22 protein-coding genes and 1 tRNA gene are annotated in these 24,867 nt (G+C 64.6%); 17 read left to right on the top strand and 6 right to left on the bottom strand.

Features of this window, described 5'->3' with window-relative positions:
• Positions 1-2: 2 nt before the first annotated feature.
• Positions 3-3,656 (bottom strand): vitamin B12-dependent ribonucleotide reductase, encoded by a 3,654-nt coding sequence (locus Q1A71_RS01855; RefSeq protein WP_299671099.1) that lies wholly within the window; start codon positions 3,654-3,656, stop codon positions 3-5.
• A gap of 756 nt (positions 3,657-4,412) precedes the next feature.
• Here Q1A71_RS01855 and Q1A71_RS01850 point away from each other — a divergent pair.
• Positions 4,413-4,958, top strand: coding sequence for a hypothetical protein (locus Q1A71_RS01850; RefSeq protein ID WP_299671097.1), 546 nt, complete (start codon positions 4,413-4,415; stop codon positions 4,956-4,958).
• Between the two features lie 73 nt (positions 4,959-5,031).
• Positions 5,032-5,460, top strand: a complete 429-nt coding sequence (locus tag Q1A71_RS01845; protein ID WP_299671095.1) for a hypothetical protein — start codon at positions 5,032-5,034, stop codon at positions 5,458-5,460.
• 69 nt (positions 5,461-5,529) lie between these two features.
• Here Q1A71_RS01845 and Q1A71_RS01840 read toward each other — a convergent pair.
• The 4 genes from Q1A71_RS01840 to pdxH form a co-directional block, all read right to left on the bottom strand.
• Positions 5,530-5,606 (bottom strand) — tRNA-Pro (locus Q1A71_RS01840).
• A 41-nt stretch (positions 5,607-5,647) separates the two neighbouring features.
• Positions 5,648-6,112: a DUF192 domain-containing protein gene (locus tag Q1A71_RS01835; protein ID WP_299671093.1), complete on the bottom strand. Its 465-nt coding sequence runs from the start codon at positions 6,110-6,112 to the stop codon at positions 5,648-5,650.
• On the bottom strand, positions 6,109-6,645 hold the full coding sequence (locus Q1A71_RS01830) for a cold-shock protein (protein WP_299671091.1): 537 nt from the start codon (positions 6,643-6,645) through the stop codon (positions 6,109-6,111). The genes Q1A71_RS01835 and Q1A71_RS01830 overlap by 4 nt, the downstream gene beginning before the upstream one ends.
• Before the next feature lie 275 nt (positions 6,646-6,920).
• Positions 6,921-7,526, bottom strand: coding sequence for a pyridoxamine 5'-phosphate oxidase (gene pdxH, locus Q1A71_RS01825; protein WP_299671089.1), 606 nt, complete (start codon positions 7,524-7,526; stop codon positions 6,921-6,923).
• Positions 7,527-7,673: 147 nt separating this feature from the next.
• On the opposite strand from pdxH, the gene fabI reads away from it, so the two are divergent.
• From fabI to Q1A71_RS01780, 9 genes are all read left to right on the top strand, one after another.
• Positions 7,674-8,480 carry an enoyl-ACP reductase FabI gene (fabI, locus tag Q1A71_RS01820; protein ID WP_299671087.1) on the top strand — a complete coding sequence of 269 codons (807 nt, stop codon included), beginning with the start codon at positions 7,674-7,676 and terminating at the stop codon, positions 8,478-8,480.
• Complete coding sequence (locus Q1A71_RS01815; protein WP_299671085.1) at positions 8,477-9,088, top strand: LysE family transporter; 612 nt, start codon at positions 8,477-8,479, stop codon at positions 9,086-9,088. The genes fabI and Q1A71_RS01815 overlap by 4 nt, the downstream gene beginning before the upstream one ends.
• 3 nt (positions 9,089-9,091) lie before the next feature.
• Entirely contained in the window at positions 9,092-9,694 is a 603-nt protein-coding gene (locus tag Q1A71_RS01810) for a LysE family transporter (RefSeq protein ID WP_299671083.1), read from the top strand.
• A 4-nt stretch (positions 9,695-9,698) separates the two neighbouring features.
• On the top strand, positions 9,699-10,226 hold the full coding sequence (gpt, locus tag Q1A71_RS01805) for a xanthine phosphoribosyltransferase (RefSeq protein ID WP_299671081.1): 528 nt from the start codon (positions 9,699-9,701) through the stop codon (positions 10,224-10,226).
• A gap of 61 nt (positions 10,227-10,287) precedes the next feature.
• The gene (locus Q1A71_RS01800; protein WP_299671079.1) at positions 10,288-11,469 is read left to right on the top strand and encodes an aminotransferase; all 1,182 of its coding nucleotides are present in this window, start codon (positions 10,288-10,290) and stop codon (positions 11,467-11,469) included.
• A 75-nt stretch (positions 11,470-11,544) separates the two neighbouring features.
• Positions 11,545-13,386 (top strand): peptidyl-prolyl cis-trans isomerase, encoded by a 1,842-nt coding sequence (locus Q1A71_RS01795; protein WP_299671077.1) that lies wholly within the window; start codon positions 11,545-11,547, stop codon positions 13,384-13,386.
• Between the two features lie 2 nt (positions 13,387-13,388).
• Positions 13,389-14,900 (top strand): anthranilate synthase component I, encoded by a 1,512-nt coding sequence (gene trpE, locus Q1A71_RS01790; protein ID WP_299671076.1) that lies wholly within the window; start codon positions 13,389-13,391, stop codon positions 14,898-14,900.
• 3 nt (positions 14,901-14,903) lie between these two features.
• Positions 14,904-15,941 (top strand): succinylglutamate desuccinylase/aspartoacylase family protein, encoded by a 1,038-nt coding sequence (locus Q1A71_RS01785; protein WP_299671073.1) that lies wholly within the window; start codon positions 14,904-14,906, stop codon positions 15,939-15,941.
• Between the two features lie 197 nt (positions 15,942-16,138).
• Positions 16,139-18,205, top strand: coding sequence for a GGDEF and EAL domain-containing protein (locus Q1A71_RS01780; RefSeq protein ID WP_299671071.1), 2,067 nt, complete (start codon positions 16,139-16,141; stop codon positions 18,203-18,205).
• 9 nt (positions 18,206-18,214) lie between these two features.
• Here Q1A71_RS01780 and Q1A71_RS01775 read toward each other — a convergent pair whose 3' ends face one another.
• The gene (locus Q1A71_RS01775; protein WP_299671069.1) at positions 18,215-19,921 is read right to left on the bottom strand and encodes a divergent polysaccharide deacetylase family protein; all 1,707 of its coding nucleotides are present in this window, start codon (positions 19,919-19,921) and stop codon (positions 18,215-18,217) included.
• Between the two features lie 188 nt (positions 19,922-20,109).
• On the opposite strand from Q1A71_RS01775, the gene Q1A71_RS01770 reads away from it, so the two are divergent.
• From Q1A71_RS01770 to glp, 6 genes are read left to right on the top strand one after another with little or no spacing between them, the layout of a single operon-like run.
• Positions 20,110-20,691, top strand: a complete 582-nt coding sequence (locus Q1A71_RS01770; protein ID WP_299671067.1) for an aminodeoxychorismate/anthranilate synthase component II — start codon at positions 20,110-20,112, stop codon at positions 20,689-20,691.
• Positions 20,688-21,707 carry an anthranilate phosphoribosyltransferase gene (gene trpD / locus Q1A71_RS01765; RefSeq protein ID WP_299671065.1) on the top strand — a complete coding sequence of 340 codons (1,020 nt, stop codon included), beginning with the start codon at positions 20,688-20,690 and terminating at the stop codon, positions 21,705-21,707. The genes Q1A71_RS01770 and trpD overlap by 4 nt, the downstream gene beginning before the upstream one ends.
• Positions 21,708-21,709: 2 nt before the next feature.
• The gene (locus Q1A71_RS01760; RefSeq protein ID WP_299671943.1) at positions 21,710-22,366 is read left to right on the top strand and encodes a uracil-DNA glycosylase; all 657 of its coding nucleotides are present in this window, start codon (positions 21,710-21,712) and stop codon (positions 22,364-22,366) included.
• Complete coding sequence (gene trpC, locus Q1A71_RS01755) at positions 22,363-23,175, top strand: indole-3-glycerol phosphate synthase TrpC (protein ID WP_299671063.1); 813 nt, start codon at positions 22,363-22,365, stop codon at positions 23,173-23,175. The genes Q1A71_RS01760 and trpC overlap by 4 nt, the downstream gene beginning before the upstream one ends.
• Position 23,176: 1 nt before the next feature.
• Entirely contained in the window at positions 23,177-23,656 is a 480-nt protein-coding gene (gene moaC, locus Q1A71_RS01750) for a cyclic pyranopterin monophosphate synthase MoaC (RefSeq protein ID WP_299671061.1), read from the top strand.
• Entirely contained in the window at positions 23,653-24,825 is a 1,173-nt protein-coding gene (gene glp / locus Q1A71_RS01745; RefSeq protein ID WP_299671059.1) for a gephyrin-like molybdotransferase Glp, read from the top strand. Before moaC ends, glp begins: the two co-directional genes overlap by 4 nt.
• Positions 24,826-24,867: the final 42 nt, after the last annotated feature.

The following is a 24,867-nucleotide window of genomic DNA, read 5'->3' as shown; positions in this document are numbered from 1 at the left end:
CCTCAGCTACACCCAGACGTTCCGCCGCAGGTGTTGCACTTCATGCAAGTGCCGTTGCGCACCAGTGTGTAGTTGCCGCATTCGCCGCAGGCTTCGCCCTCGTAGCCCTGCATCTTGGCCTTGGTGCGCGCGTCCATCTCGACCGTGCCGGTGCTGACCGCCGTGGTGGCCATGGCGACCGCCACGCTGCCTTCGGAAACCGGGGCGAGCCCGTCGAAGGCGACCGCCTCATCCGCGAAACCCTGGGCGCCGCCCTGCAGCACCACGAGTTCCTGCGGCAGGCGCTTGCGCAGGTACCCCGTCGAGCTGATTTGCTTCAGCACTTCCAGGGACTTGGTCGCCGCGGTCTCGGAGAGTTCGGAGACATTGCTCACCCCCTCCTCTTCCCCGCGACCGAGGTCGTCAAAGGTGTGGCCCTCGGGCTGAACATGCGCCAGATCGGTGCGGTCGAGGTAGCTGACGGCGAGTTCCCGGAACACGTAATCGAGGATCGACGTCGCGTTCTTGATGGTCTCGTTGCCCTGCACCATGCCCGCGGGCTCGAATTTGGTGAAGGTGAAGGCGTCGACGAATTCCTCCAGCGGCACCCCGTATTGCAGACCAACCGAGACCGCGATGGCGAAGTTGTTCATCATCGCCCGGAAGCCCGCGCCTTCCTTGTGCATGTCGATGAAAATCTCGCCGAGGTTGCCGTCTTCATATTCGCCGGTGCGCAGATACACCTTGTGCCCGCCGACGATGGCCTTTTGCGTGTAGCCCTTGCGGCGTTGCGGCATTTTCTCGCGATGCGATTTGACGATTTCCTTGACGATCACCTTCTCGACGATCTTTTCGGCGAGCACCGTGGCTTTTTCCTGGGCCGACCCGCTCTCCAGAACCTCCTGCGCGTCGTCGTCATCCTCGACCAAAGCTGCCGCCAGCGGTTGCGAGAGTTTCGAGCCATCGCGGTAGAGCGCGTTGGCCTTCACCCCCAGCGACCAGCTGAGCTCATAGGCCTTCTGGCAGTCCTCGATGGTCGCATCATTCGGCATGTTGATCGTCTTGGAGATCGCCCCGGAAATGAAGCTCTGCGCTGCCGCCATCATCGTGATGTGGCTGTTGACCGACAGGAAGCGCTTGCCCTTCTTGCCGCAGGGGTTGGCGCAGTCGAAGATCGGCAGATGCTCGTCCTTGAGGAAGGGCGCGCCTTCGAGCGTCATGGTCCCGCAGACATGGTCGTTCGCCGCGTCGATGTCCGCTTTCGAGAAGCCCAGGTGCCGGAGCAGATCGAACGTCGGATCATTCAGCTTTTCGGCAGGAATACCAAGCACTTGGGTGCAGAAGTTCTCGCCCAGCGTCCACTGGTTGAAGACAAAGCGGATGTCAAAGGCCGAGGCCAGTGCGCCATCCACCTTGGCCAGCTCGTTCGGGCCGAAGCCATGGCCTGCCAGCGAGGTGTGGTTGATGCCCGGCGCGTTGCCGATGGTGCCGTGACCAACCGCGTAGGAGACGATCTCCTCGATCTGTGCCGAGCCGTAGCCGAGCTTTTCGAGGGCGGCCGGCACCGACTGGTTGATGATCTTGAAGTAACCGCCGCCGGCGAGCTTCTTGAATTTTACGAGCGCAAAGTCCGGCTCGATCCCCGTGGTGTCGCAATCCATCACCAGCCCGATGGTGCCGGTGGGTGCGATCACCGAGACTTGCGCGTTGCGGTAGCCGTGTTTTTCGCCCAGCTCCAAGGCCTGATCCCAGGCGCCGCGGGCGACTTCGATCAGCCGGTCATCGGGGCAGTTCTTGTAATCGAGCGGCACCGGCGTGACCGAGAGGTCTTCGTAGCCACCAACTTTGCCGTTCGCCGCGGTGCGGTGGTTGCGGATGACCCGCAGCATGTGCGGCGCGTTCTTTGCATAGCCCGGGAAGGGCCCCAACTCGCCCGCCATTTCGGCGGAGGTCGCATAGCTCACGCCGGTCATGATGGCAGTCAGCGCCCCGCAGAGGCTGCGGCCCTCGTCGCTGTCATAGGAGTAGCCCATGTTCATCAGCAGACCGCCGATGTTGGCATAGCCCAGACCCAGTGTCCGGAAGTCGTAGGAGCGCTGCGCGATTTCCTTCGACGGGAACTGCGCCATCATGACCGAAATTTCGAGCGTCACGGTCCAGAGGCGCGTGGCGTGCATGTAGTCTTCGACCTGGAACGTGCCGTCCTTGAGGAAGGTTAGCAGGTTCATCGACGCCAGGTTGCAGGCCGTATCGTCGAGGAACATATACTCCGAGCAGGGGTTGGAGCCGCGGATGGCGCCGTCTTCGGGGCAAGTGTGCCAGTCGTTGACCGTGTCGTGGTACTGGATGCCGGGATCGGCACAGGCCCAGGCGGCGTGGCCGATCTGCTCCCAAAGCGCACGCGCCTTCACGGTCTTGCTGACTTCGCCATTGACGCGGTTGATCAGCTCCCAATCGGCGTCCTTTTCGACGGCCGTCAGGAAAGCGTTGGTCACCCGGATGGAGTTGTTCGAGTTCTGGCCGGAGACCGAGTTGTAGGCTTCGGAATCCCAGTCGGTGTCGTATGTCGGGAACTCGATGGACGTATGGCCCTGCTTGGCATAGTCGAGCACGCGCTTGACGTAAGTCTCTGGGATGGAGACCTTTTTCGCCGCGCGGATCGCTGTTTTTAGCGCGTCATTCTTGACGGGATCATAGGCGTCGGCCTCCGCCCCATCCCATGTCTTGATCGCCTCGAAGAGACCGTTGAGCTTTTGCTCGTGCATCTTGGAGCCTGCGACGATGCTCGCCACTTTCTGCTCTTCGATGACCTTCCAGTTGATGAAATCCTCGATGTCGGGATGGTCCGCATCGACGATCACCATTTTCGCTGCTCGACGGGTTGTCCCGCCTGATTTGATGGCGCCCGCGGCCCGGTCGCCGATTTTCAGAAAGCCCATGAGACCCGAGGACCGGCCACCCCCCGAGAGGCTCTCGCCCGCAGCTCGCAGGCTGGAGAAGTTGGTACCGGTGCCGGAGCCGTATTTGAAGAGCCGCGCCTCGCGGACCCAGAGGTCCATGATGCCGCCGTCGTTCACCAGATCGTCTTCGACGGACTGGATGAAACAGGCGTGCGGTTGCGGGTGCTCGTAGGAGGATTTGGATTTCGTGAGCTTGCCGGTTTTGTAATCCACGTAGTGGTGGCCCTGGGCGGGGCCGTCGATGCCGTAGGCCCAGTGCAGGCCGGTGTTGAACCACTGCGGGCTGTTGGGGGCGGCACGCTGGGAGGCGAGCATGTGGCGCATTTCGTCGAAATAGGCGCGCGCGTCGTCTTCGGAGGTGAAGTAGCCCCCCTTCCAGCCCCAGTAGGCCCAGGCGCCTGCCAAGCGGTCAAACACCTGTTTGGAGGAAGTTTCGCCTCCCATGTCTGCGCCCTCCACAGGCACCGAACGCCAGAGGAAGTCGGGCACGCCCTTTTCTTTCACCTTGCGGGTTTTCGAAGGAACGCCCGCCTTGCGGAAATACTTCTGGGCGATGACGTCGCTCGCAACCTGGCTCCAGGAGCCGGGCACTTCGACCTGGTCGAGCCGGAACACTACGGTGCCGTCCGGGTTGCGGATTTCGGAGGAGGTGGTCACGAAATCGAGCTCAGCGTATGCGTCCTGCCCGGCCTTGGTGAATTTCCGTTCGATCTTCATTTTATCGCTGCCTCATATTCAGCATGTTTGTTTTCAGATCAGCGCCGTCATTGCGGCACCGCTCCAGCCCTTTGCCGTGGATCAGAGGCACGACTGCCCTGTGCTGTGCCGCGCCGAACGCCTGCACCGCCATGGGATCACATCTTCATGTGTCGTCTGCAGCCCCTGTCCCGTCGATCCGCCCCTGCGTGTTGACCACTATATGTTGTAGCGTCATCGTCGGCTCCCACAAACTGACGTATCTTGCCCTATTGGGTCAACGATAATTTTTCGGAATTTTTGAAGTTTCCTGACTTGACGGAAGCCGAATTCTGGTCAGCCGACGGGCTTGCATGATTCAACATCTTAACAGCCGGTTAATATCCACAACGGCCCGCCGTTCGCGCCCCGCAAGGTATCTGTGCATTTTCCGAATGGAATGGCTGGGTTAGCCTTCCAGCCTGATGCAGGACTTGAAATTGTCCACAAGCCGAGCTGTGTTAACCTTTCGCCGGGCACCGGTCTTGCAGAAAACCCGACAGGCCTGGTCGGCCGCTCACGAAGTGTTACGTTTTTGCGTCGCACGCGGGCCTCGATGCGCTTGGGCCTCCCCATATATAGCGAGATGATGCCTTTGCTGCCGCAGAATCCCACTATATGTGGTGGCGACGCACATGGCACATCTTGCGGATCAAACCGTCACATTCGGGCGATCTCTGCGCCGATTCCCATTTGCAGAGGCCCGCAGGACCCGCGACACTGAAGCCTGAAGAAGACATGAAGCGCGGTGCATCCATGCAGCCACACTCCGATCTTGCGACCGCCCTGGGCGATTGGGATGGTGCATCTGCGAGCGCCCTTGCGGAGATCTATTGCAACCACAGCGGCGAGCCGGAGTTTCTGCTGTCTCTTCTGGAGGCCTGCAGACCCCCGGAGACGGAGGGCGCGGCGACCTGGCTGATCAAGCACCATTGTGAGCAGAGCAAGGCGCCGCTGCCGCCGCAGATGGTGGCTACGCTCTACGCGCTGCTGCCGGGCTTCACCGATTGGGCGGCCCAGTTGCACATCCTCCAATGCGTCGATCATCTGTCGATCCCGCCGGAGGCCGCCGACACCGTGATGGACTTCCTGACCCGCGCTGCGACATCCGAAAGGAAGCTCGTTTGCGCCTGGTCGCTCTACGCCGCCGCGCAACTGGCGGTGCAGCACCCGGACCACCGCCCCGCGGCTCAGGCCCTGCTGGACACGGCCAGCGCCCGCGGACACAGCGGTGCTGTCGCCGTCAGGTTGCGCAAGGCTAGAACACTTCTGGAGCGGGCATGAGGCCATGCGCCGAAGATTTCAGGCGTCTGAGCCGACGCCGACGTAGCGCCGAAAGACCACAGGAGGCCCGTCCATGATGCGCAGTGTCCTTAAACCATCAGCGAGCGCTGCTCTGCTTCTCGTTGGTGCTCTGACACCAGCGGCGCTGTCCCAGACCTTCGCGTGCAGCCATCCGCCCGGCGCAGCGGAGCAGAGACGCTTCTCCGCCAAGATCACCATCGCGCGGGACAGCACAGGCCTTTCAGCGCAGCTCGGCGGTTTGCAGCTGAGCGCGGCCTGGCCCCTGCCTGCGCAGTGCGACACGCCGTTGCGACAGGACCCGCTTCACCTCGAGGCGGTCGAGGAGGACGGCGCGTTGAAACTAGGACCGGCGAACGAGCAGGCCTGCGGCTTCACGCTCTATATTGATCTTGCGGGAGACGATCCGGCCCTGCTGGCCCCGCGCCGCAGCTACCGGGTGTTCGGCGAGGCCCCCTTTTTGGCCCGCTGCGAGGTGGAGTGATGCGCGCAACCGCTGGCACGTCCCCGTTGACCCGCTGACACAGGTCCACGCCGCTCAGGTTCGATGTGATGGTCGGAGCGAGAGGATTCGAACCTCCGACCCCCTGTACCCAAAACAGGTGCGCTACCAGGCTGCGCCACGCTCCGACGCCGCTCTCTTTAGACGGGGTGCGCGGCTTTGAAAAGCCCTAACAGGGCCATTCTGCGGTAGATGCCGGAAATGTCGGATGGCGCACGAGGGTGCCCGGGGCGATGCCCATGGCCTTGGCCAAACCGCCGTTGATCTCCAGCACATGGGTGAGCGGATCGGGCCCGCCGGGGATGGGTGTTTCATCAAGCGGTTGCGCAGAGTGATGTACGGTTTTCACGGTGCCGGTCTGGTCGATGAAGATCAGATCGAGCGGAATAAGCGTATTGCGCATCCAGAACGACAGGCGCTGGGGCCGGTCATAGACAAACAGCATGCCGGCGGACGACGGCAGATGCTCGCGGTGCATCAGGCCCTGCGCCCGCTCCGCATCGTCATCGGCAATCTCCACGGCAAAGCGCGCCTCACCCCAATGGCCTTTCAGATGGACCGTATCCTCGCGGCAGTCCTGCGCCGCAACCGCAGAGGCAAGCAGGAAAAGACAGGCAACGGCCCGAAGGATCATGCGCCCGGAGCGTCGAGGGCGGCTTCCCAGGCGAAGACCTCGGCGGCCATATGCCCGCGCTTGCCCTCGATCACGCGCAGCGCCAGCGCCTCGCCGGGCGCGAGGTCCGACAGGCCAGATCGGCGCAGCACTTCCATATGCAGGAAAATATCCTCACGGCGACCAAAGACATTGGCAAAGCCGAAGCCCTTGCCCTTGTCGAACCACTTCACGCGCGCAGGCTCCAGCGGGGCCGCGGCCACCACAGCCGGATCGAGAGATGCAATATCAGAGAGCCCCACCGACTCACCAGCCTGCGGCGGCATCAGCGCCAGCACCTGCGTGGCCTGCACGCCGCGCTCGGTCTTCTGCACCTGCAGCTCAACGCGCGCGCCATCCGCTACCGAACTCTGCCCAAAGTTGCGCAAGACGTTCACATGCAACAGAATATCGGGACCGCCCGCGTCCGACACCACGAAGCCAAACCCCTTTACCGGATCGAACCACTTAACCAAACCCGTCACCGGGGAAGATATGTCTTCGCTTTCACTCACTCGTCTACTTTCAGTCGTCGTACCGCCTTCTAGCACAGTCTTGCGCGAATTAACTTTCATGTTTCAAGTTGAAACAAGAAATATTGGCTGAATTTCCCGCCTATCGCCGAATTCGCTCCGGCACAAGCGCCGCGCAGCGCCGATTTCTGCGGACATTCTAGCTACGGTTGAATTGCCACTCCTAAATGCCTGAAAATGCAAGGCACATCCGATCTATGCACATATTCCTGTGCGCTGACAAACGGTGAATTATTGAGACTGCGCTTTTTTTGGACTCACGGGTTGAGGCGCGTCACCGACCACTCGGCCTCCAGCGCCACGCGGCGCCAGACGAACCGATCGTGAAGACGGAACTCCCCGTCCGCCCAGAATTCGATCTCGAGCGGCTTGATCCGGAAGCCGCCCCAGAAGGGCGGCCGCGGCGGGTTTGGCCCCTTGGTCGCGGTCGCCTTGGCGACCTCGGCCATCAGAGCGGCGCGGCTTGAGAGCGGTTGCGACTGTTTCGACGCCCAGGCGCCCAGGCGGCTCTTGAGCGAGCGCGTGGCGAAGTAGGCGTCGGCCTGAGGCCCGTCTTCCTTCTCCACAATGCCGCGCACGCGGATCTGGCGGCGCAGGCTTTTCCAGTGCATCACGAAGGCCGCCTTGCCGGCGCTTTGCAGCTCGCTCGCCTTGGCGCTTTCATAGTTGGTGTAGAAGACGAAGGCCCCGGCCTCGATCTCCTTCAGCAGCACCATGCGCGCATTGGGCAGCCCGTCGGCATCGACGGTGCTGAGCGCTATGGCGTTGGGATCGTTCGGCTCCGTTTTCTCCGCCTCGTTCAGCCAGCGCTGCGCGATCACGAACGGGTCGTCGCCTTCAAACTTTCCGCTTCTGCTGTCCATCTCGTCCTCTTTCACCGTCCGGTGCAGCAAGTGGACGAATGCACCGAAAGGTCAAGGGGCATCCTGCCGCATCATGAACCCGCCTTGATGGTCCCCGCGCAATCGCCTAAACGTCTCTGACGATCATACGACAACCGAGGGATTTCCATGGGAAACGATCTTCTGGCGGGCAAGCGCGGCCTTATCATGGGGCTCGCGAATGACAAATCCATCGCCTGGGGGATCGCGAAAACCTGTGCCGAGGCCGGCGCTGAGCTGGCGTTTTCCTATCAGGGCGATGCGTTGAAGAAGCGGGTGGAGCCGCTGGCCGGCCAGCTGGGCAGCGATATCGTGCTGCCGTGTGATGTGGGGGACGAGGCCTCGATTGACGCGCTGTTCGACGCGCTCAAGGACCGCTGGGGCAGCCTGGATTTCATCGTGCATGCGATCGGGTTCTCCGACAAGAACGAGCTGCGGGGGCGCTATGTGGATACCAGCCGCGCCAATTTCGCGCTGTCGATGGATATCTCGGTCTACTCTTTCACGGCAGTGGTGCAGCGGGCCGAGAAGCTGATGACCAATGGCGGGTCGTGCCTGACGCTCACTTATTACGGTGCCGAGAAGGTCATGCCGCATTATAATGTGATGGGCGTGGCCAAGGCCGCTTTGGAGGCTTCGGTGCAATATCTGGCCGAGGATCTGGGCAAGGACGGCATCCGCGTGAACGCGATCTCTGCCGGGCCGATCAAGACGCTCGCCGCCTCGGGCATCGGCGACTTCCGCTACATCATGAAGTGGAATGAATATAACTCGCCCCTCCGCCGCAATGTGACCACCGAGGATGTGGGCAAGGCAGCGCTCTTCCTGCTCTCGGATCTGGGTTCCGGCACCACCGGCGAGAACCTGCATGTGGATGCAGGCTATCACGTGGTCGGCATGAAGGCGGTGGACGCACCGGATATGGCCAAGGAATGACACTCGCAGCCCTCGCAGGTCTGGCGCTGGTGCAGCTCATGATCGCGATGAGCCCGGGGCCTGCGGCGGTGTTGACCATCCAAACAGCGGCCAGCGAAGGCGCCCGGCCCGCGCTGTGGCTCAGCCTCGGGCTGGCCTGTGGCGTGCTGCTTTGGGCGATGGCGGCGCTTGCGGGGCTGTCGCTGGTCTTCGAGTTGATGCCCTGGGTGCAGACCGGCCTGCGGGTCGCGGGTGGTCTGTTTCTGATCTGGATCGGGATTTCCCTATGGCGTCACGCGGCAGAGCCCCTGCCCGACGCCGGCGCCCGACCGCCACGCAGTGCGCGCGGCGCGGTCTGGCTCGGGCTCTGGACCAATCTGGCGAACCCGAAGGCTCTGGCCTATTTCGCGGCCGTCTTTACCGGAATCATCCCGGCCACCATGACCTGGTGGGATGGGGCCACAATCCTCGCCGTGATCTTCCTGGTCGAAACCGCGTGGTACGCCTGTGTCGCACTCGTCTTTTCGCGCAGCGGGCCGCGCCGGGTCTACGGACGGATCAAGATGGCGGCCGAACGCTGGTTCGGCGCCGTGCTTGGCATATTCGGGGCGCGTATTGCAGCGGGGTAACGGATGACCATCGACTCTCTCATTGCCTTCAATCTTGTCCTGCTCGCCGCACTCGCGAGCCCCGGCGCGGCCCTGCTTTATGCCATCAAGACCACCGTTGCCGCGGGCCGCGCGGCAGGCATCGCCACGGGCGTCGGCCTGGGCTTCATGGCGGCCTGCTGGACCCTGGCGGCGCTGCTCGGCCTTGAAGGGCTGTTTCGGCTCTTTCCCTGGACCTACACGATCCTGAAGGTGGGCGGTGCGCTTTATCTCATCTGGATCGCGATCCAGACCTGGCGCCACGCGCGCGACCCGGTGGGCGAGACCGAACGCCCCACGGGTCGCGCCTTCCTCTCCGGCCTCCTGATCAACGCGGGCAACCCCAAGTCGATGCTCTTTGCCGCGGCGGTGATTGTCGTGGTCTTCCCGCAAGGCCTGGCGGCGCGGGACATCGCGGTGATCGTGGTCAATCACTTCGTGCTGGAGGTGCTGTTCTACGGGCTGATCGCGCTGTTCCTGTCGAGCCCGCCTGCCCGGCGCGGCTACATGAGCGCCAAGCCCATACTCGACCGTATTGCCGCCACGCTGCTCGGCGCGTTGGGGATACGGCTGCTGACTGGAAGGTAAGACGATGAACAAAGACCCAAGCCGCCTGCCTCATGAGAAGGGCTTTCACGTCAGCTGGGACCAGATGCACCGCGATAGCCGCGCGCTGGCCTGGCGGCTGGATGGCCAAGGTCCGGATGATGGCGGGTGGCGCGCCGTTGTGGCCATCACCCGGGGCGGCATGGCGCCTGCGATGATCGTCGCCCGCGAGTTGGACATTCGCACCGTCGATACGATCAGCGTCAAGTCGTATCATTCAGGCGGCGGCAAGGCAGACCAACGCCGCGACGCCGAGGTGCTGAAAGCGCCAAACAAGGAGATGATGGGGGATGGCACCGGCATTCTGATCATCGACGACCTGGTCGACAGCGGCAAAACGCTGGAATTGGTGCGCAGCCTCTACCCCAAGGCCCATTTCGCGACGGTCTACGCCAAACCGTCGGGCGAGCCGCAGGTCGACACCTTCATCACCGGTGTCAGTCAGGACACGTGGATTTTCTTCCCCTGGGACATGGCGCTGCAATATGTGGAGCCCTATCGCGGCACCGATTGATCTCCAGCCCACATTGGCTGACCCGGCGGTGCCCCCGCCACCCCTCGACAGGACCTGACCGATGAGCATGACGCGCACCGCCGCCACCTTTGCCCCGCCCGTGATGGAGGCCCGCCGCTGGTTGGACGGTGTCACCTTCCCGGCCGACCGCCCGCTGATCAACGTGAGCCAGGCCGCCCCGGTTGACCCGCCCCCCGATGCCCTACGCCAGGCCATGGCCGATGTGGCGCTGAGCCGGGATGACGCGCATCTCTACGGGCCGGTGCTCGGGCTTTCAGAGCTGCGGGACGGGCTCGCGGCAGAGACCATGCGGATTTATGGTGGCGAGGTTACGGGCGATCAGATCGCGATCACCTCGGGCTGCAACCAGGCTTTTGCCGCGGCCATCGCCACCCTTTGCGCGGAAGGTGACGAGATCATCCTGCCGACGCCCTGGTACTTCAATCACAAGATGTGGCTCGATATGTCCGGCGTGCGCAGCGTGCCGCTGAAGGCCGATGATGCGCTGCTGCCAGACCCGGAGGCCGCCGAGGCCTTGATCACGCCCCGCACCCGGGCGATTGCGCTGGTCTCGCCCAACAATCCCGCCGGGGTCGAATATCCCGCGGAGCTGATCCGCGCCTTTTTTGCGCTCGCGCAGCGGCGCGGCATCGCGCTGATCCTTGATGAGACCTACCGCGATTTTCACGCGCAGGACGGCGCGCCGCATGATCTGTTCCAAGATCCAGCGTGGTCCAAGACCCTGATCCACCTCTATTCCTTCTCCAAGGCCTACCGTCTGACCGGTCATCGCGTCGGCGCGATGGCCACGGGTGAAATGCGTCTGGCGGAGGTGGAGAAGTTCCTTGATACCGTGGCGATCTGCCCCGGTCAGATTGGCCAGCACGCGGCCCTCTGGGGCATGCAGAACCTGCGCCAATGGCTCGCAGGCGAGCGCGACGAAATCCTTGCGCGCCGGGCCTCGATTGCGGAGGGTTTTGCCGCTCTGGACGCCAAGGGCTGGCGCCTGCTCGGGCTCGGCGCTTACTTCGCTTACTTGCAGCATCCGTTCGACATGGCCTCCGATGAGCTTGCCCGTCATCTGGTGCAGGCGCAGAGCATTCTCTGCCTGCCCGGCACCATGTTCTGCCCCGAGGAGGACACCAGCGGCGCGCGCCAGCTGCGCATCGCCTTCGCCAACCTCGACCGCGCCGGGATCCGCGTGCTTTTCGACCGGCTTCAGGCGCTGGACAACAGCCTGTGAGGCCCCTTGCCCCTTGGGCCTGCTGCGCATAGACAGAGCGGCAAAACGTGACGCGCGACAGCGTAAGGGAGTGACATGGCCAAGGGCTCATCAAGCATTTCAAGAACTGCCGTCTGGATCCTGCTGGGGCTGCTGATCATCGCCCTTGGCGGCTTCGGCGCCACCAATCTGTCGGGCAACCTGCGCACCGTGGCGACGGTGGGCGATCTGCCGATTTCGGTAGAGCGCTACGGGCGGGAAATGCGCCAGGAAATGGCCGCCGTACAGCAGCAGACCGGACGGGCGCTCACCTTTGCCCAGGCGGAGGAGATCGGGCTCGACCGCGCCGTTTTGCAGCGCCTTGTGGCGCAACGCGCGCTTGATCACGAGGCGGCACAGATCGGTCTGTCAATCGGCGACGCCAACCTGCGCGACCGTATTCTCGAAATCGGAGCCTTCCGGGGGATCGACGGCGAGTTTGATCGTGAGGGCTATCGCTTTGCCCTGGAAAGCAGCGGGCTGTCCGAAGCGGAATTCGAGACCCAGTTGCGCGAGGAGGTCTCGCGCACGTTGCTGCAGGGGGCGATCCTGAGCGGTGTGGTCATGCCCGACGCCTATGCTGAAACCCTTGTGAACTTCGTGGCCGAACGGCGCGATTTCACCTGGGCCCGGCTGGATGAGAGCAACCTCGAGGCCCCCCTCGAGACACCCGACGAGGCCACACTGCGGGCGCATTACGAAGAGAATATCTCCGAATTCACCCTGCCGGAGACCAAACAGATCACCTATGCGCTGCTGAGCCCGGATGCGATGGTGGATCAGGTCGAGATCTCCGAGGATGATCTGCGCGAGGCCTACCAGCTGCGCGAGGCGGAGTTCAATCAGCCGGAGCGGCGCCTAGTCGAGCGGTTGGCCTATCTCGATGAGGCGAGCGCAGCCGCGGCGGCCGCGCGTCTGGACGAGGGAGCGGAGTTCGAGGCGCTGGTCTCCGAACGCGGTCTGGATCTGGCCGATATCGACCTGGGCGATGTGACCGAGGCGAACCTCGGAGAGGCCGGCGCAGGGGTCTTTGCCGCCGATGTGGGCGATGTGGTGGGCCCCTTGCCAAGCTCGCTGGGGCCCGCGCTCTTTCGGGTGAACGCGGTTCTTCCGGCACAGTTCGTGTCCTTTGAAGAGGCCCAACCGCTGCTGCGCCCCGAAGTGGCCGCCGACCGCGCTCGCCGTCTTGTGGAAGCCCAGGCCGAGAACCTGGATGACCTTCTGGCCGGCGGTGCCACGCTGGAAGAACTGGCTGCGGATACCGATATGACGCTGGCGCAGATCGACTGGAACGCCGAGAGCACGGAAGACATTGCGGCCTACGAAGCATTCCGGCGCGCCGCCCGCGCGGTCACGGTCGAAGACTTCCCGGAGATCGGCCAGCTGGAGGATGGAGGGCTCTTTGCCCTGCGTCTCGACGCCGTTCTGCCCCCGCGTCCGGCCCCCTTTGCGGAGGTCCGCGATGCGGTTCTGGAGCATTGGCGCGCGGCAGAGACGGAGGCGCGGCTGACGGCGCAGGCCGAACAGCAGTTGCAACAACTCTCCGAAGGCACCAGCTTTGCCGAACTCGGCATGGATGCCATCCGCGAGGATGGCCTGCTGCGCAGCGATTTCGTCGGGGGGACACCTGCGGGTTTCATGCAGGAGGTCTTCGACATGGAGGTCGGCGATGTCACCATTCAGCCTGACGAAGGGGCCATCGTGGTCGTGCGGCTTGACGCGGTGCAGGATCCGCAGCCTGATGAGGAAACCACGGCGTTGCGCGACCAGCTGTCCGCGCAGGCCAATCAGGCGCTATCGCAGGATATCTTCGAGATCTACAATTCCGACGTGACCCTGCGCGCCAACCCGCAAGTCGATGTGCAGACCCTGCAAGCCATTCGGATGAGCGGCCCCTGAGCATGGCCCTGACCCCGGACTTCGACGCCTTCGAGACGGCGTATGCGCAGGGGCGCAACCAGATCGTCTATACGCGGCTGGCAGCGGATCTGGACACGCCGGTCTCTCTGATGCTGAAGCTCACGGGCGCCCAGAAGGACGCTTTCGTGCTGGAGTCCGTCACCGGCGGCGAAGTGCGCGGGCGCTATTCGATCATCGGGATGAAACCTGATCTGATCTGGCGCTGCCGGGGCACGGAGAGCGAGATCAACCGCGCGGCCCGCTATGACACGGAGGCCTTCGAGCCGCAGGAGGGCAATCCGCTCGACACCCTGCGCGCCTTGCTCGCCGAAAGCCGGATCGACCTGCCCGATGATCTGCCGCAGGCAGCGGCGGGGCTGTTCGGGTATCTCGGCTATGACATGGTGCGGCTGGTCGAGCATCTGCCCGACATCAACCCTGACCCGCTGGGCCTGCCCGACGCGGTGATGCTGCGCCCCTCGGTGGTGGCGGTGCTGGACGGGGTAAAGGGTGAGGTCACCGTGGTTTCCCCCGCCTGGGTCAGCGACGGACAATCGGCCCGCGCGGCCTACGCGCAGGCTGCCGAGCGCGTGATGGACGCGGTGCGCGATCTGGAGCGCGCCATGCCCATGGCGACCCGTGATCTGGGCGATGCGGAACCGCCCGGCGACCCCGTCAGCAACTTCACGCATGAGGGCTACAAGCAGGCGGTCGAGACGGCGAAGGACTACATTCGCAAGGGCGATATCTTTCAGGTGGTGCCCGCACAGCGCTGGTCACAGGACTTCAGACAGGAGCCCTTCGCGCTCTATCGCTCGCTGCGGCGCACCAATCCTTCGCCCTTCATGTTCTATTTCAACTTCGGCGGCTTCCAGGTGATCGGCGCCAGCCCCGAGATCCTCGTGCGGGTTTTCGGCAATGAAGTGACCATCCGTCCCATCGCAGGCACCCGGCCCCGAGGGGCCACACCGGAAGAAGATCGCGCCTTGGAGGCTGACTTGCTGGCCGACAAGAAGGAGCTGGCCGAGCATCTGATGCTGCTCGATCTGGGCCGCAACGACGTGGGCCGCGTGGCCAAGATCGGCACCGTACGCCCGACCGAGGAGTTCATCGTCGAGCGCTACAGCCACGTGATGCACATCGTCTCCAACGTCGTGGGCGAGTTGCAGAGTGATAAGGACGCGCTTGATGCCTTCTTTGCGGGGATGCCGGCGGGCACCGTGTCAGGAGCGCCCAAAGTGCGGGCGATGGAGATCATCGACGAGCTGGAGCCCGAAAAGCGCGGCGTCTACGGGGGCGGCGTGGGCTATTTCAGCGCGGGAGGGGACATGGACATGTGCATCGCGCTGCGCACAGCTGTGGTGCAGGATCAGACGCTCTATATCCAGGCGGGGGGCGGTGTGGTCTATGACAGCGACCCGGAGCTTGAGTATCAGGAGACGGTGCACAAATCCAACGCGATCCGGCGGGCGGCAGCGGATGCGGCGCGCTTCTCGGGGCAAGGCAACACCTGATCCATGCCGCGCCAGCCCTTTGATATCGCGGAACAAAGCATCAAGCCGGGCACTGTCGAGACCGTTCACCTTCCCGTCTCCGCCCTGCCCGACCACACCCCTGTGACCCTCTCTGTCCAGGTGCATCACGGGCGACGCGACGGCCCGGTGATGTTCGTCTCCGCGGCGGTGCACGGGGACGAGGTGATCGGGGTCGAGATCGTGCGGCGCCTGCTGCGCGCGCCCCAGCTCCGGACGCTGCGCGGCACGCTGCTGGTGGTGCCCGTGGTCAACAGCTTCGGCTTCCTGAACCGCTCCCGATATCTGCCGGACCGGCGCGACCTGAACCGCTGTTTTCCGGGGCATCGCTCGGGCTCGCTCGGGGCGCGGCTGGCGCATATCTTTCTCAACGAGGTGGTGCTGCGCTGCGATGTGGGCATCGACCTGCATTCCGCTGCCATTCATCGCACAAACCTGCCGCAGATCCGCGTCTCGCCGGATGACAGCAAAACACGCGACATGGCGATGGCCTTCGGGGCGCCGGTGGTGCTCAGCTCGCCGCTCCGCGACGGCTCTCTGCGCGCGGAAGCCGCGGCGCGCGGCACGCCTGTGCTGCTCTATGAAGCGGGCGAAGGCCTGCGGTTTGACGAGATGGCCGTCCGGGCGGGCGTCGCCGGTATTCTGCGGGTCATGCGGAGCCTGTCGATGCTTGCGGGCAAGGGCATCGCACCGGCCAAGGCGCAACCACATGTCTGCAAGAGCTCGACCTGGCTGCGGGCGCCCGCGGGCGGTCTTCTGCGCACCTTTCGGGCCGAAGGCGAACGGGTCGAGGCGGGGGATGTGCTGGCCACCGTGTCGGACCCCTTCGGCGAGGTCGAGACCGACCTTGAGGCGCCGGCGCCGGGCATCCTGATCGGCCGTGCGATCCTTCCGGTGGTGAATGAGGGAGATGCGGTCTTTCACCTCGCCGCTCTGAGCCCGCGCGCGGCGGACGACACCGTGGAAGACCTCGCCACACAGCTCGAACGAGACCCGCTCTTTGACGAGGACGAGATCATCTGATCCCGCGGATCAATCGAATTGTCGCCAAATTCGATGAAACTTCTGCCTAAAAACCCCGGCGATTCAGGCACTTCTGACCACTCTCTTGAGACTATCGAAACCGTGTTCTGACAGGTTTCTCCCGCGCGTGCGCCGCCCCGCGCCCCCGGAACGCTGCGTATCAGGCCGGGCCAGAGGACAGGAGGACGGAAACCGGCGTGTTCGGAATCGTGAAGAATTTCAGACGTCGCGCGATCCGCTTCGTTTGCATCACCAAGCCACAGTCGCTCTGGAAACGGTATGCGCTTGGGCTGGCGATCGTGTGCCTGACGATTTCGGCGGCACATTACTTCTCCATCGTCGCGATCAACGGTGCGGAAGCCGATGCCAAGGCCAGCGAGATCAGCTCGCGCCAGGTGATGCTGAGCCAGCGCATCCTGTTTCTGATGCGCGAAAGCGAGCGCACGGATGCGGATGAGGCCGATGCGCGCCTGCTCTCGGCGATCCAGCTCTTTGAGGAATCACACAAATGGCTGCTGGATCGGGCGGATCTCTCGCCAGAGCTGCGCTATGTCTATTTCAACGATCCGGAGTTTCCGCTGGATCACTTCTCACGCCGATTTGTCGAGACAGCCCGCTACACCCTGGAGGCCAGCGGGCAGGTGAAGACCAACATGCAGAACCAGCTTGTCGCCCTGGGACAGGAGGATCTGCTCTCCGCTCTCAGCATGGCCGCGCGCCTGCATCAGGCCCGCGCCTATGACCAGAACCGCTGGCTGCATCGGCTGGAGGCCATCGCGCTGGCCGGCGCGATCCTTGTTCTGCTGCTGGAGGCGCTCTTCATTTTTCTGCCCGCCCAGGTCTCGGTTACGCGCACCATCCGGCGGCTGGAGCGGCGCAGCAAGCAGCTTGCGTCCTCCTTCAATGTGTTGCGGCAGCGCAATCTGGAGCTGACCGCGGCCCGCAACAATCTCGATCATGCAGCCAACCACGATGCGCTCACCGGTCTGCTGAACCGCCGGGCGCTCTATGACTGTCTCTCTGCACTAGAAAGCGGCACGGGCGCCGAGGTGGAGGTGAGCGTCATGAAGCTCGACCTCGACCGCTTCAAGGCAATCAACGACAGCCTCGGGCACAAGGCCGGAGACGACGTGCTGGTCGAGGTGGCGCGACTGCTGTTGCGGCATGCGCGGACCAGCGATCTGGTGGCCCGCATCGGCGGCGATGAGTTCGTGATCGTGGTCAAGTCACCGAGATCGGTGGAAGATGTGGAGCAGCTCGGTCACCGGCTGGTTGTGGCGATCAGCCAGCCGATGATGATCGAGGGCACCTCCTGCGAGATCGGCGCAAGCGTGGGCTTCACCATGGCGACCTCTGCCGAAACGACCCCGGACCAGCTGCTCATCGAAGCGGATCTTGCGCTCTACAAGGCCAAGCGCAACGGGCGCGGCCAGGTGTTTGCTTATTCCGGGGATCTGAGCGCGGAGTTCGAACGGCGCCGCGTTCTCTTTGCGCAGATTGATGCAGCTCTGGCCGAGGACCAGTTCGAGCCGCATTTCCAGCCGCAGATTTGCATGGAGACCGGCAAGCTGTTCGGCTGCGAAGTGCTGGCGCGCTGGCGTCATCCCGAGCGGGGCATCATCGCGCCCGCGACCTTCATCGCCGCGGCCGAGGATGCGGGCCTCATTCGTCAGATCGACCTGATGATGGTGGAAAAGGGCCTCAACGCGCTCGAACGCCTGCGCAGCCTCGGCTACGACATCCCATCCATTTCGGTCAACGCCTCTGCTGCCACCCTTCGGGATCCCAACCTGTCTGATCGGCTCCTGCAAGAGGTTCTCTCACGGGGCTTGTCGCCGCGCGATCTCACCGTCGAAATCCTGGAAAACACACTGATCCAAAGCGAAGACGATTATGCGATCCGCAGCGTGCAACAGCTGACCAAAACAGGCTTCTCGGTCGTGCTGGACGACTTCGGCACGGGCTACGCCTCGATGTCGAACCTCTCCCGGTTGCAGATCGACGGCATCAAGCTCGACCGCTCGCTTGTCGCGCCCATGCCCAACGCGCGGGCCGAGAGCATCGTCGCAGCACTCGTCGCCCTGTCCCGCAGCCTGGATATGCGGATTGTGGCGGAGGGCGTTGAAACACCGGAGCAGTTCGCCCGGGTCAAGGATCTCGGCTGTGACGTCGTTCAGGGGTTCCTGATCAGCCATCCCATGAGCATCGACGATGTGGCCGGCTGGTACGACAGCTTCGCCCTGCCGGACGAACGTCGCGCCTAACCCGCGGTCTCAGGGCTGTGTTGTCAGCGTGGCCGACACCGGCACAAGTGCGATCCGCTCGGCCCGGTCCTGCAAGCCCCAGATCAGCAGCGCCGATATGGTCTCTTCCCGCAGCCGCCCCAGCATGACCACTGTGCCGTCGCGCCCGGCCCGGAACGCGGCCTGATCGAGGAACCGGCGGATCACCGTGGGCGACTGGTCCGCGCTGTCGAAGTCGCGAAACACCACCGTTGAGGGCACGCCCGCGCGGGCTGCAAGCTTCTGGACTGTGTTCAGCCCCTTGTTCTGCGTCACAAACCCATGCCCGGTCTCCGCGAGAATATCCGCCACCTGAAGCGCCGCATCCCGCGACCCTTGCAGGCCCGCGCCGACGCCTTCCAGCACACCGACCGCTTCGGGCACCGCATCCAGCGCCACCGACAGTGACGTCTCCGCATCCTGCGCCGCGGCCCCTTCGGGCAGATCGACCATGGCCAGAACCTCGAACCCTTCGGCCCGGTAGGCGGCCATGCGCGCGGCCGCATCCGGAAGCGTGCTCTCGACGGCAAAGCTGATCGGATAGGGAAAGCTGCGCAGTGCCGGCAAGCCGATGCTGCCAGCAGACAGGTCAACTCCCTGATCCATCAGCACTATCGCCATCATCGGCTTGCCATCGGGATTCTCGGCGGGCGCCGCAAAACGCTCCACCGGACGCTCCGGACCCACAGCTGTGTCCTCACTCTCGGCAGCGTCAGGCTCCTCCTGCAGCCCGAAAACCGCGGGCTCTTCGTCGCGCAGGCTGGGCAGGCGGTTGATCTGAACATCGGGCGCAAGGTTTCCCACCGTGCCCACAGGCGCACCGACCCCGGCCAGCACATCCTCCGAAGCCAGCTCAGGCACCTCGGCAGTCGCGGAGGGCAGGCTTTCGGGCAAGGGCTGCGTCGCCCCGGGCTCCGGCGCGCGCGTCGCTCCTGCAGGCGGCGTCAGGGCCGGGCTGAGTTCAGCGAGCTGTGGCGTGGCGGCCTCTTCCGCAGGCAGCGGCGGCTCGGCCTCCGACGGCGTTTCGCTCTCTGGAGGCACATCCGGCGCAAATGCCTGGGTTTCGGTCGGCACGTCGGGCAGTGGTGGCTGCTCGGGGTCCTGCGAGATCGAGCCTTCGGGCGCCTCGGTCACGGGTGGCTGCGGCGCAGGATCCGCAAACGCCGAGCCTTGCGCATCCGGCACCGGTGCGTTCGGCTGTTGTGGATCTTCGGTCAGGGCCAGCGTCTCTTCGGCGGGCGCCTCGCGCGGCGGCGACGCCGGTTCGGTCGACACCGCCACCCGGGGTTCGACAACCGGCGCGGTGAGCCCGAGCGCCTGCGGGCGCGCCACCTCCCGTGTTTCGGCGGTGCCGCTGTCGACCCCACTGCTGTCGGTTGAGGGGCCCGGTTGGGTCAGGCCCGGCGCCGCCCCGGTCTGCGGCTGTGTCGCCGAGCGCAGCGTTTCATCGCTCACCCCGGCAAGTGTATCGGGCTGAGGTGCCGGCGCCTTCGGAGCTTCCTGACCGGTGACAGGCACCCGGTCACCCCGTGGCTTCGTGGCGTCGGTGACAGCCGGTTCGGGCGCGCGGTCCGTCTCGGGCGCAGAGGCCCGCACGTCGGGCGGCGGCGGCGCCCCGGCCAGCACGGACAAGACCGCGACGGTGCCGAGGCTCGTCACCCCGCCCCATAGTGCTCCTCTGAGAAATCCGCGTGCCACGCTGCGCTCACCTCATCTCGTCCCGGGGCCCGCTCCGCTGCTGCGTCGGAGGTCCGGCCCCTCACGTGTCGTGTCCTTTCTACGGCAACCCTGCGCCCCTTGACGCACGCCCGCAAGCCTGAACATGTAGCCACACCTATACCGCGCTCGGGGCCTCGGTCTCCAGCCCTGAATTCAAAGTTTTGGACATGCTGCTGCTCATCGACAATTACGACAGTTTTACCTACAACCTGCTGCACTACGTCGGCAGCCTCGGTGTGGATGTGGTTGTGCACCGCAATGATGCACTGAACGTGCAGGAGGCGATGGCGCTGAAGCCCGCGGGCATCCTTCTGTCGCCCGGTCCGGGCACGCCGGATCAGGCGGGAATCTGCCTCAGCCTGACCCTCGCGGCGGCGGAAACCGGCACGCCGCTGATGGGCGTCTGCCTCGGTCACCAGACCATCGGGCAGGTCTTTGGCGGGAATGTGGTGCAGGCCCAGGACATCGTGCACGGCAAGCTGGGTCAGATCTCGCACAACCAGGTCGGCGTGTTTGCCGGTCTGCCTGCGCCCTTTGCGGCAACGCGCTATCACTCGCTGGTGGTCGACCGGGAGACGTTGCCGGACGATCTGGAGATCACGGCGGAGCTTGACGATGGCACCATCATGGGCCTGCAGCACCGCGACCTGCCGATCCACGGCGTGCAGTTTCATCCCGAATCCATCCGCTCGGAACACGGGCACGCGTTGCTGCAGAACTTCGTCGATGAGATGAAGGTTCCGGCATGAGTGAGGCGCTGAAGCTGCTGATCGGTGCGGCCGCCGATGGCCCTCTGACCAAGGCGCAGGCCGAGGAGGCGTTCACGATCCTCTTCGAAGGCGAAGCCACGCCCAGCCAGATCGGCGGGCTTCTGATGGCCTTGCGCACCCGCGGCGAGACGGTCGATGAATACGCTGCTGCTGCTGCCGTGATGCGCGCCAAGTGCAACGCGGTACAGGCGCCGGACGGCGCAATGGACATCGTCGGCACCGGCGGCGATGGCAAGGGCACGCTGAACATCTCCACCGCGACCGCGTTCGTCGTGGCAGGTGCGGGCGTGGTGGTCGCCAAACACGGCAACCGCAATCTGAGCTCGAAGTCAGGTGCGGCGGACGCGCTCACGCAGATGGGGCTGAATGTCATGGTTGGGCCAAAGGTCGTCGAGCAGGCGCTCGCCGAGGCGGGCATCGGCTTCATGATGGCGCCCATGCACCACCCGGCGATTGCCCATGTGATGCCCACGCGGGCGGAACTTGGCACGCGCACGATCTTCAACATCCTCGGGCCGCTCACCAACCCCGCCGGTGTGAAGCGCCAGCTCACCGGGGCCTTTTCGCGCGATCTCATCCGCCCCATGGCGGAGACGCTGAGCGCGCTGGGGTCGGAGAAGGCGTGGCTGGTGCATGGCTCGGACGGCACGGATGAGCTGACGATCACCGGCATCTCCTGGATCAGCGCTCTGGCCCCCGATGGCAGCGTCACGGACATCGAGGTGCACCCCGAAGACGCAGGCCTGCCGGTGCATCCCTTCGAGGCCATCGTCGGCGGCACGCCGGAAGACAACGCACGCGATTTCAAGGCCCTGCTGGAAGGCGCGCCCTCGGCCTATCGCGACGCGGTGTTGCTCAACGCTGCCGCCGCACTTGTGGTGGCCGATGCGGTGAGCGATCTGAAGGAGGGTGTAACCCGCGCCGCCGACGCCATCGACAGCGGCGCGGCCCGCGCCAAGATCGAGGCGGTCGCCAAGATCACCCAGGCAGCGTGAGCCTGCTGGATCTGGGCGCCTGGGCGCGCCTGCCGTTTTTCGAGACTGACTGGCCCGCCGTGCAAGGCAGGCTGGCAGCGGAGCTGCGACAGATCCTGCCGCCCGCGCACCAGATCTTTCGTGCGCTGGAACGTGTCCAACCCGATGCGACCCGGGTGGTGATCCTCGGTCAGGACCCCTACCCCACGCCCGGGCATGCCCATGGGCTCGCCTTCTCCGCGGATGCCGACGTGCGCCCGCTGCCCCGGTCGCTTGGCAACATTTTCAAGGAAATGCAGGTGGATATCGGGGCGGCCCCGCGCAACGCCGATCTCAGCTTTTGGGCCGATCAAGGGGTGCTGCTGCTCAACACCGTCTTGACCGTGCCCGCCGGAGAGGCCAAGGGCCATGACAAGATCGGCTGGCAGGCGCTGACCGATCAGGTGCTCTGCCTTTTGGCTGACCACCCGCGCGCCTACCTGCTCTGGGGCGCGCATGCGCAAAGGGCCGCCGCCGCGATTGACCCCGCCACCAACCTCAAGATCGAAACGGCCCACCCCTCTCCGCTGTCGGCGCGGCGCGGGTTTTTCGGCTCGCGCCCGTTCAGCCGCACCAATGCGTGGTTGCAGGCCCGGGGTCAGCGCGCCATAAACTGGGCTGAGCCGGCGGAGACGACATGACCGATACCATTCTCGACAAGATCAAGGCCTACAAGCTGGAGGAGATTGCCGCCGACAAGGAGGCCAAACCGCTCGCGGATGTCGAGGCCGAGGCGCGCGACGCGCCGCCGGTGCGCCCCTTTGCAGACGCGCTGCATCAGGCGACGATCCAGGGCTACGGGCTGATCGCCGAGATCAAGAAGGCCAGCCCCTCGAAAGGGCTGATCCGCGCCGACTTTGAGCCCGCTGCACTGGCCGAAGCCTATGCCGAAGGCGGCGCCACCTGTCTCTCCGTTCTCACCGACACGCCGAGCTTTCAGGGTGATAAGTCGTACCTGCGCGCGGCGCGCAACGCCTGCGATCTGCCGGTGCTGCGCAAGGATTTCATGTATGACACGTACCAGGTCGCCGAGGCGCGCGCGATGGGCGCAGATTGCATCCTGATCATCATGGCCTCGGTCAGTGACGACCAGGCGCAGGACCTCGAAGAGGCGGCGGCGGAATGGGGCATGGATGCGCTGCTCGAAGTGCATGACGCGGAGGAACTGGCCCGCGCCAGTCAGCTCAAGAGCCGCCTCGTGGGCATCAACAACCGCAACCTCAAGACCTTCGAGACCACGCTCGACACCACACGCGAGCTGTCGCGTGACGTCCCCGAAGACCGTCTGATCGTCGCGGAATCCGGGCTGAGCACGCCGGAGGATCTCGCCGATATGGCCCGCTATGGCGCGCGGATTTTCCTGATCGGCGAGAGCCTGATGCGGCAGGACGATGTGGAGGCGGCCACGCGCAAACTGCTGGCCAACCCGATGATGCCCGGGGGCATGTGAGATGTCGGATGGCCTCACGCATTTCGACGCCAAGGGCGATGCGCATATGGTCGATGTGGGCGCCAAGGCGGTCACCGACCGGATCGCCACGGCGCGCTGCCAGATCAAGATGCAGCCCGAGACCTTTCGGATTATCGCGGAAGGCAGCGCCAAGAAGGGCGATGTTCTGGGCGTGGCGCGGATCGCCGGCATCATGGCGGCAAAACGCACCTCCGACCTGATCCCGCTGTGCCATCCGCTGCCGATCACCAAGGTCTCCGTTGAGTTCGAGGCGGATGCAGATCTGCCGGGCTACCACATCGAGGCAACCGTCAAGACCACCGGTCAGACGGGGGTGGAGATGGAGGCGCTCACGGCGGCCTCGGTCACCGCCTTGACGGTTTACGACATGACCAAGGCCGTTGATAAATCCATGCAGATCAGCGAGTTGCGCGTCGTGCTGAAAGACGGCGGCAAATCCGGCCGGTTCGAGGCGCCATGATTTCAGTTGCCGAGGCGCTGCAGCACCTCTTTGCATTGGTCAGCCCGCTGGAGGTCGAAACTGTGCCGCTCCGCTCCGCTGCTGGTCGCGTTCTGGCGCGCAATGTGGCCGCAACCCGGACACAGCCCCCATTTGATGCCTCATCCATGGACGGCTATGCCTTGCGCCGCACCGAGGTGGAACCGGACGCGATGTTCAAACTCGTCGGCGAAGCGGCAGCGGGCCATGCCTTCACCGGCACGGTCGGCCCCGGCCAATGCGTGCGCATCTTCACCGGCGCACCTGTGCCCGATGATCTGGACTTCGTTGTGATCCAGGAGGATGTGACCCGCCGCGGCGATCTCATCACCCTGAACCGCGACATGGATGGCAAGGACAACGTGCGCCCCGCCGGCGGCGATTTCGTGGCCGGTGACCTGATGCAGGCCCCTCGACGCCTGACCCCGACCGATGTCGCGCTGTTGGCCTCGATGAACCTTGCCGAGGTACCTGTGACGCGGCGGCCCGTGGTCTCGATCATCGCGACCGGCGACGAACTGGTCATGCCCGGCGAGACGCCGCGCCCCGACCAGATCATCGCCTCGAACAGCTTCGGCCTGGCCGCTTTGCTGGAGGCAGAGGGCGCCGAGACGCGGATGCTGCCCATCGCACGGGACAACACCCCATCGCTCAAGACCGCCTTTCAACTGGCCGAAGGATCGGACCTGATCCTCACGATCGGCGGCGCGTCCGTGGGCGATCACGATCTGGTGGCGCCCGTCGCGACCGAGCTCGGGATGCAGCAGTCCTTCTACAAGGTGGCGATGCGGCCCGGTAAACCCCTGATGGCGGGGCGCATGGGGGAAGCTGCGATGATTGGCCTGCCCGGAAACCCAGTCTCGGCCATGGTTTGCGGCAAAATCTTCGTTGTCCCTGTGGTCCGCGCGCTTCTGGGTCTGGGGGCTGAACCCGCGCGCCCGCTTACGGCGACGCTTGCGGCCCCCTTGCCACCCAATGGCCCGCGCGAGCATTATATGCGCGCCATTTTGGACGCGGACGGCCTGCGGGCGTTCGACAACCAGGACAGCTCCCTGCTCGGGATCCTGTCGCAGTCCAACGCCCTTCTTGTGCGCCCTCCGCACGACCCCGGCCTGAGCGTTGGCGCGTCGGTCCGCTACCTGCCGCTCTGAAACCGTTGACACAAAACGGGAACATCACTAGAACATAAGCAT

Source organism: uncultured Roseobacter sp. (assembly GCF_947493125.1).
Taxonomy (GTDB): Bacteria; Pseudomonadota; Alphaproteobacteria; order Rhodobacterales; family Rhodobacteraceae; genus Roseobacter.
The sequence above is the reverse complement of the archived record's forward strand: the minus strand, read 5'-3'. Positions and strand labels throughout refer to the sequence as shown.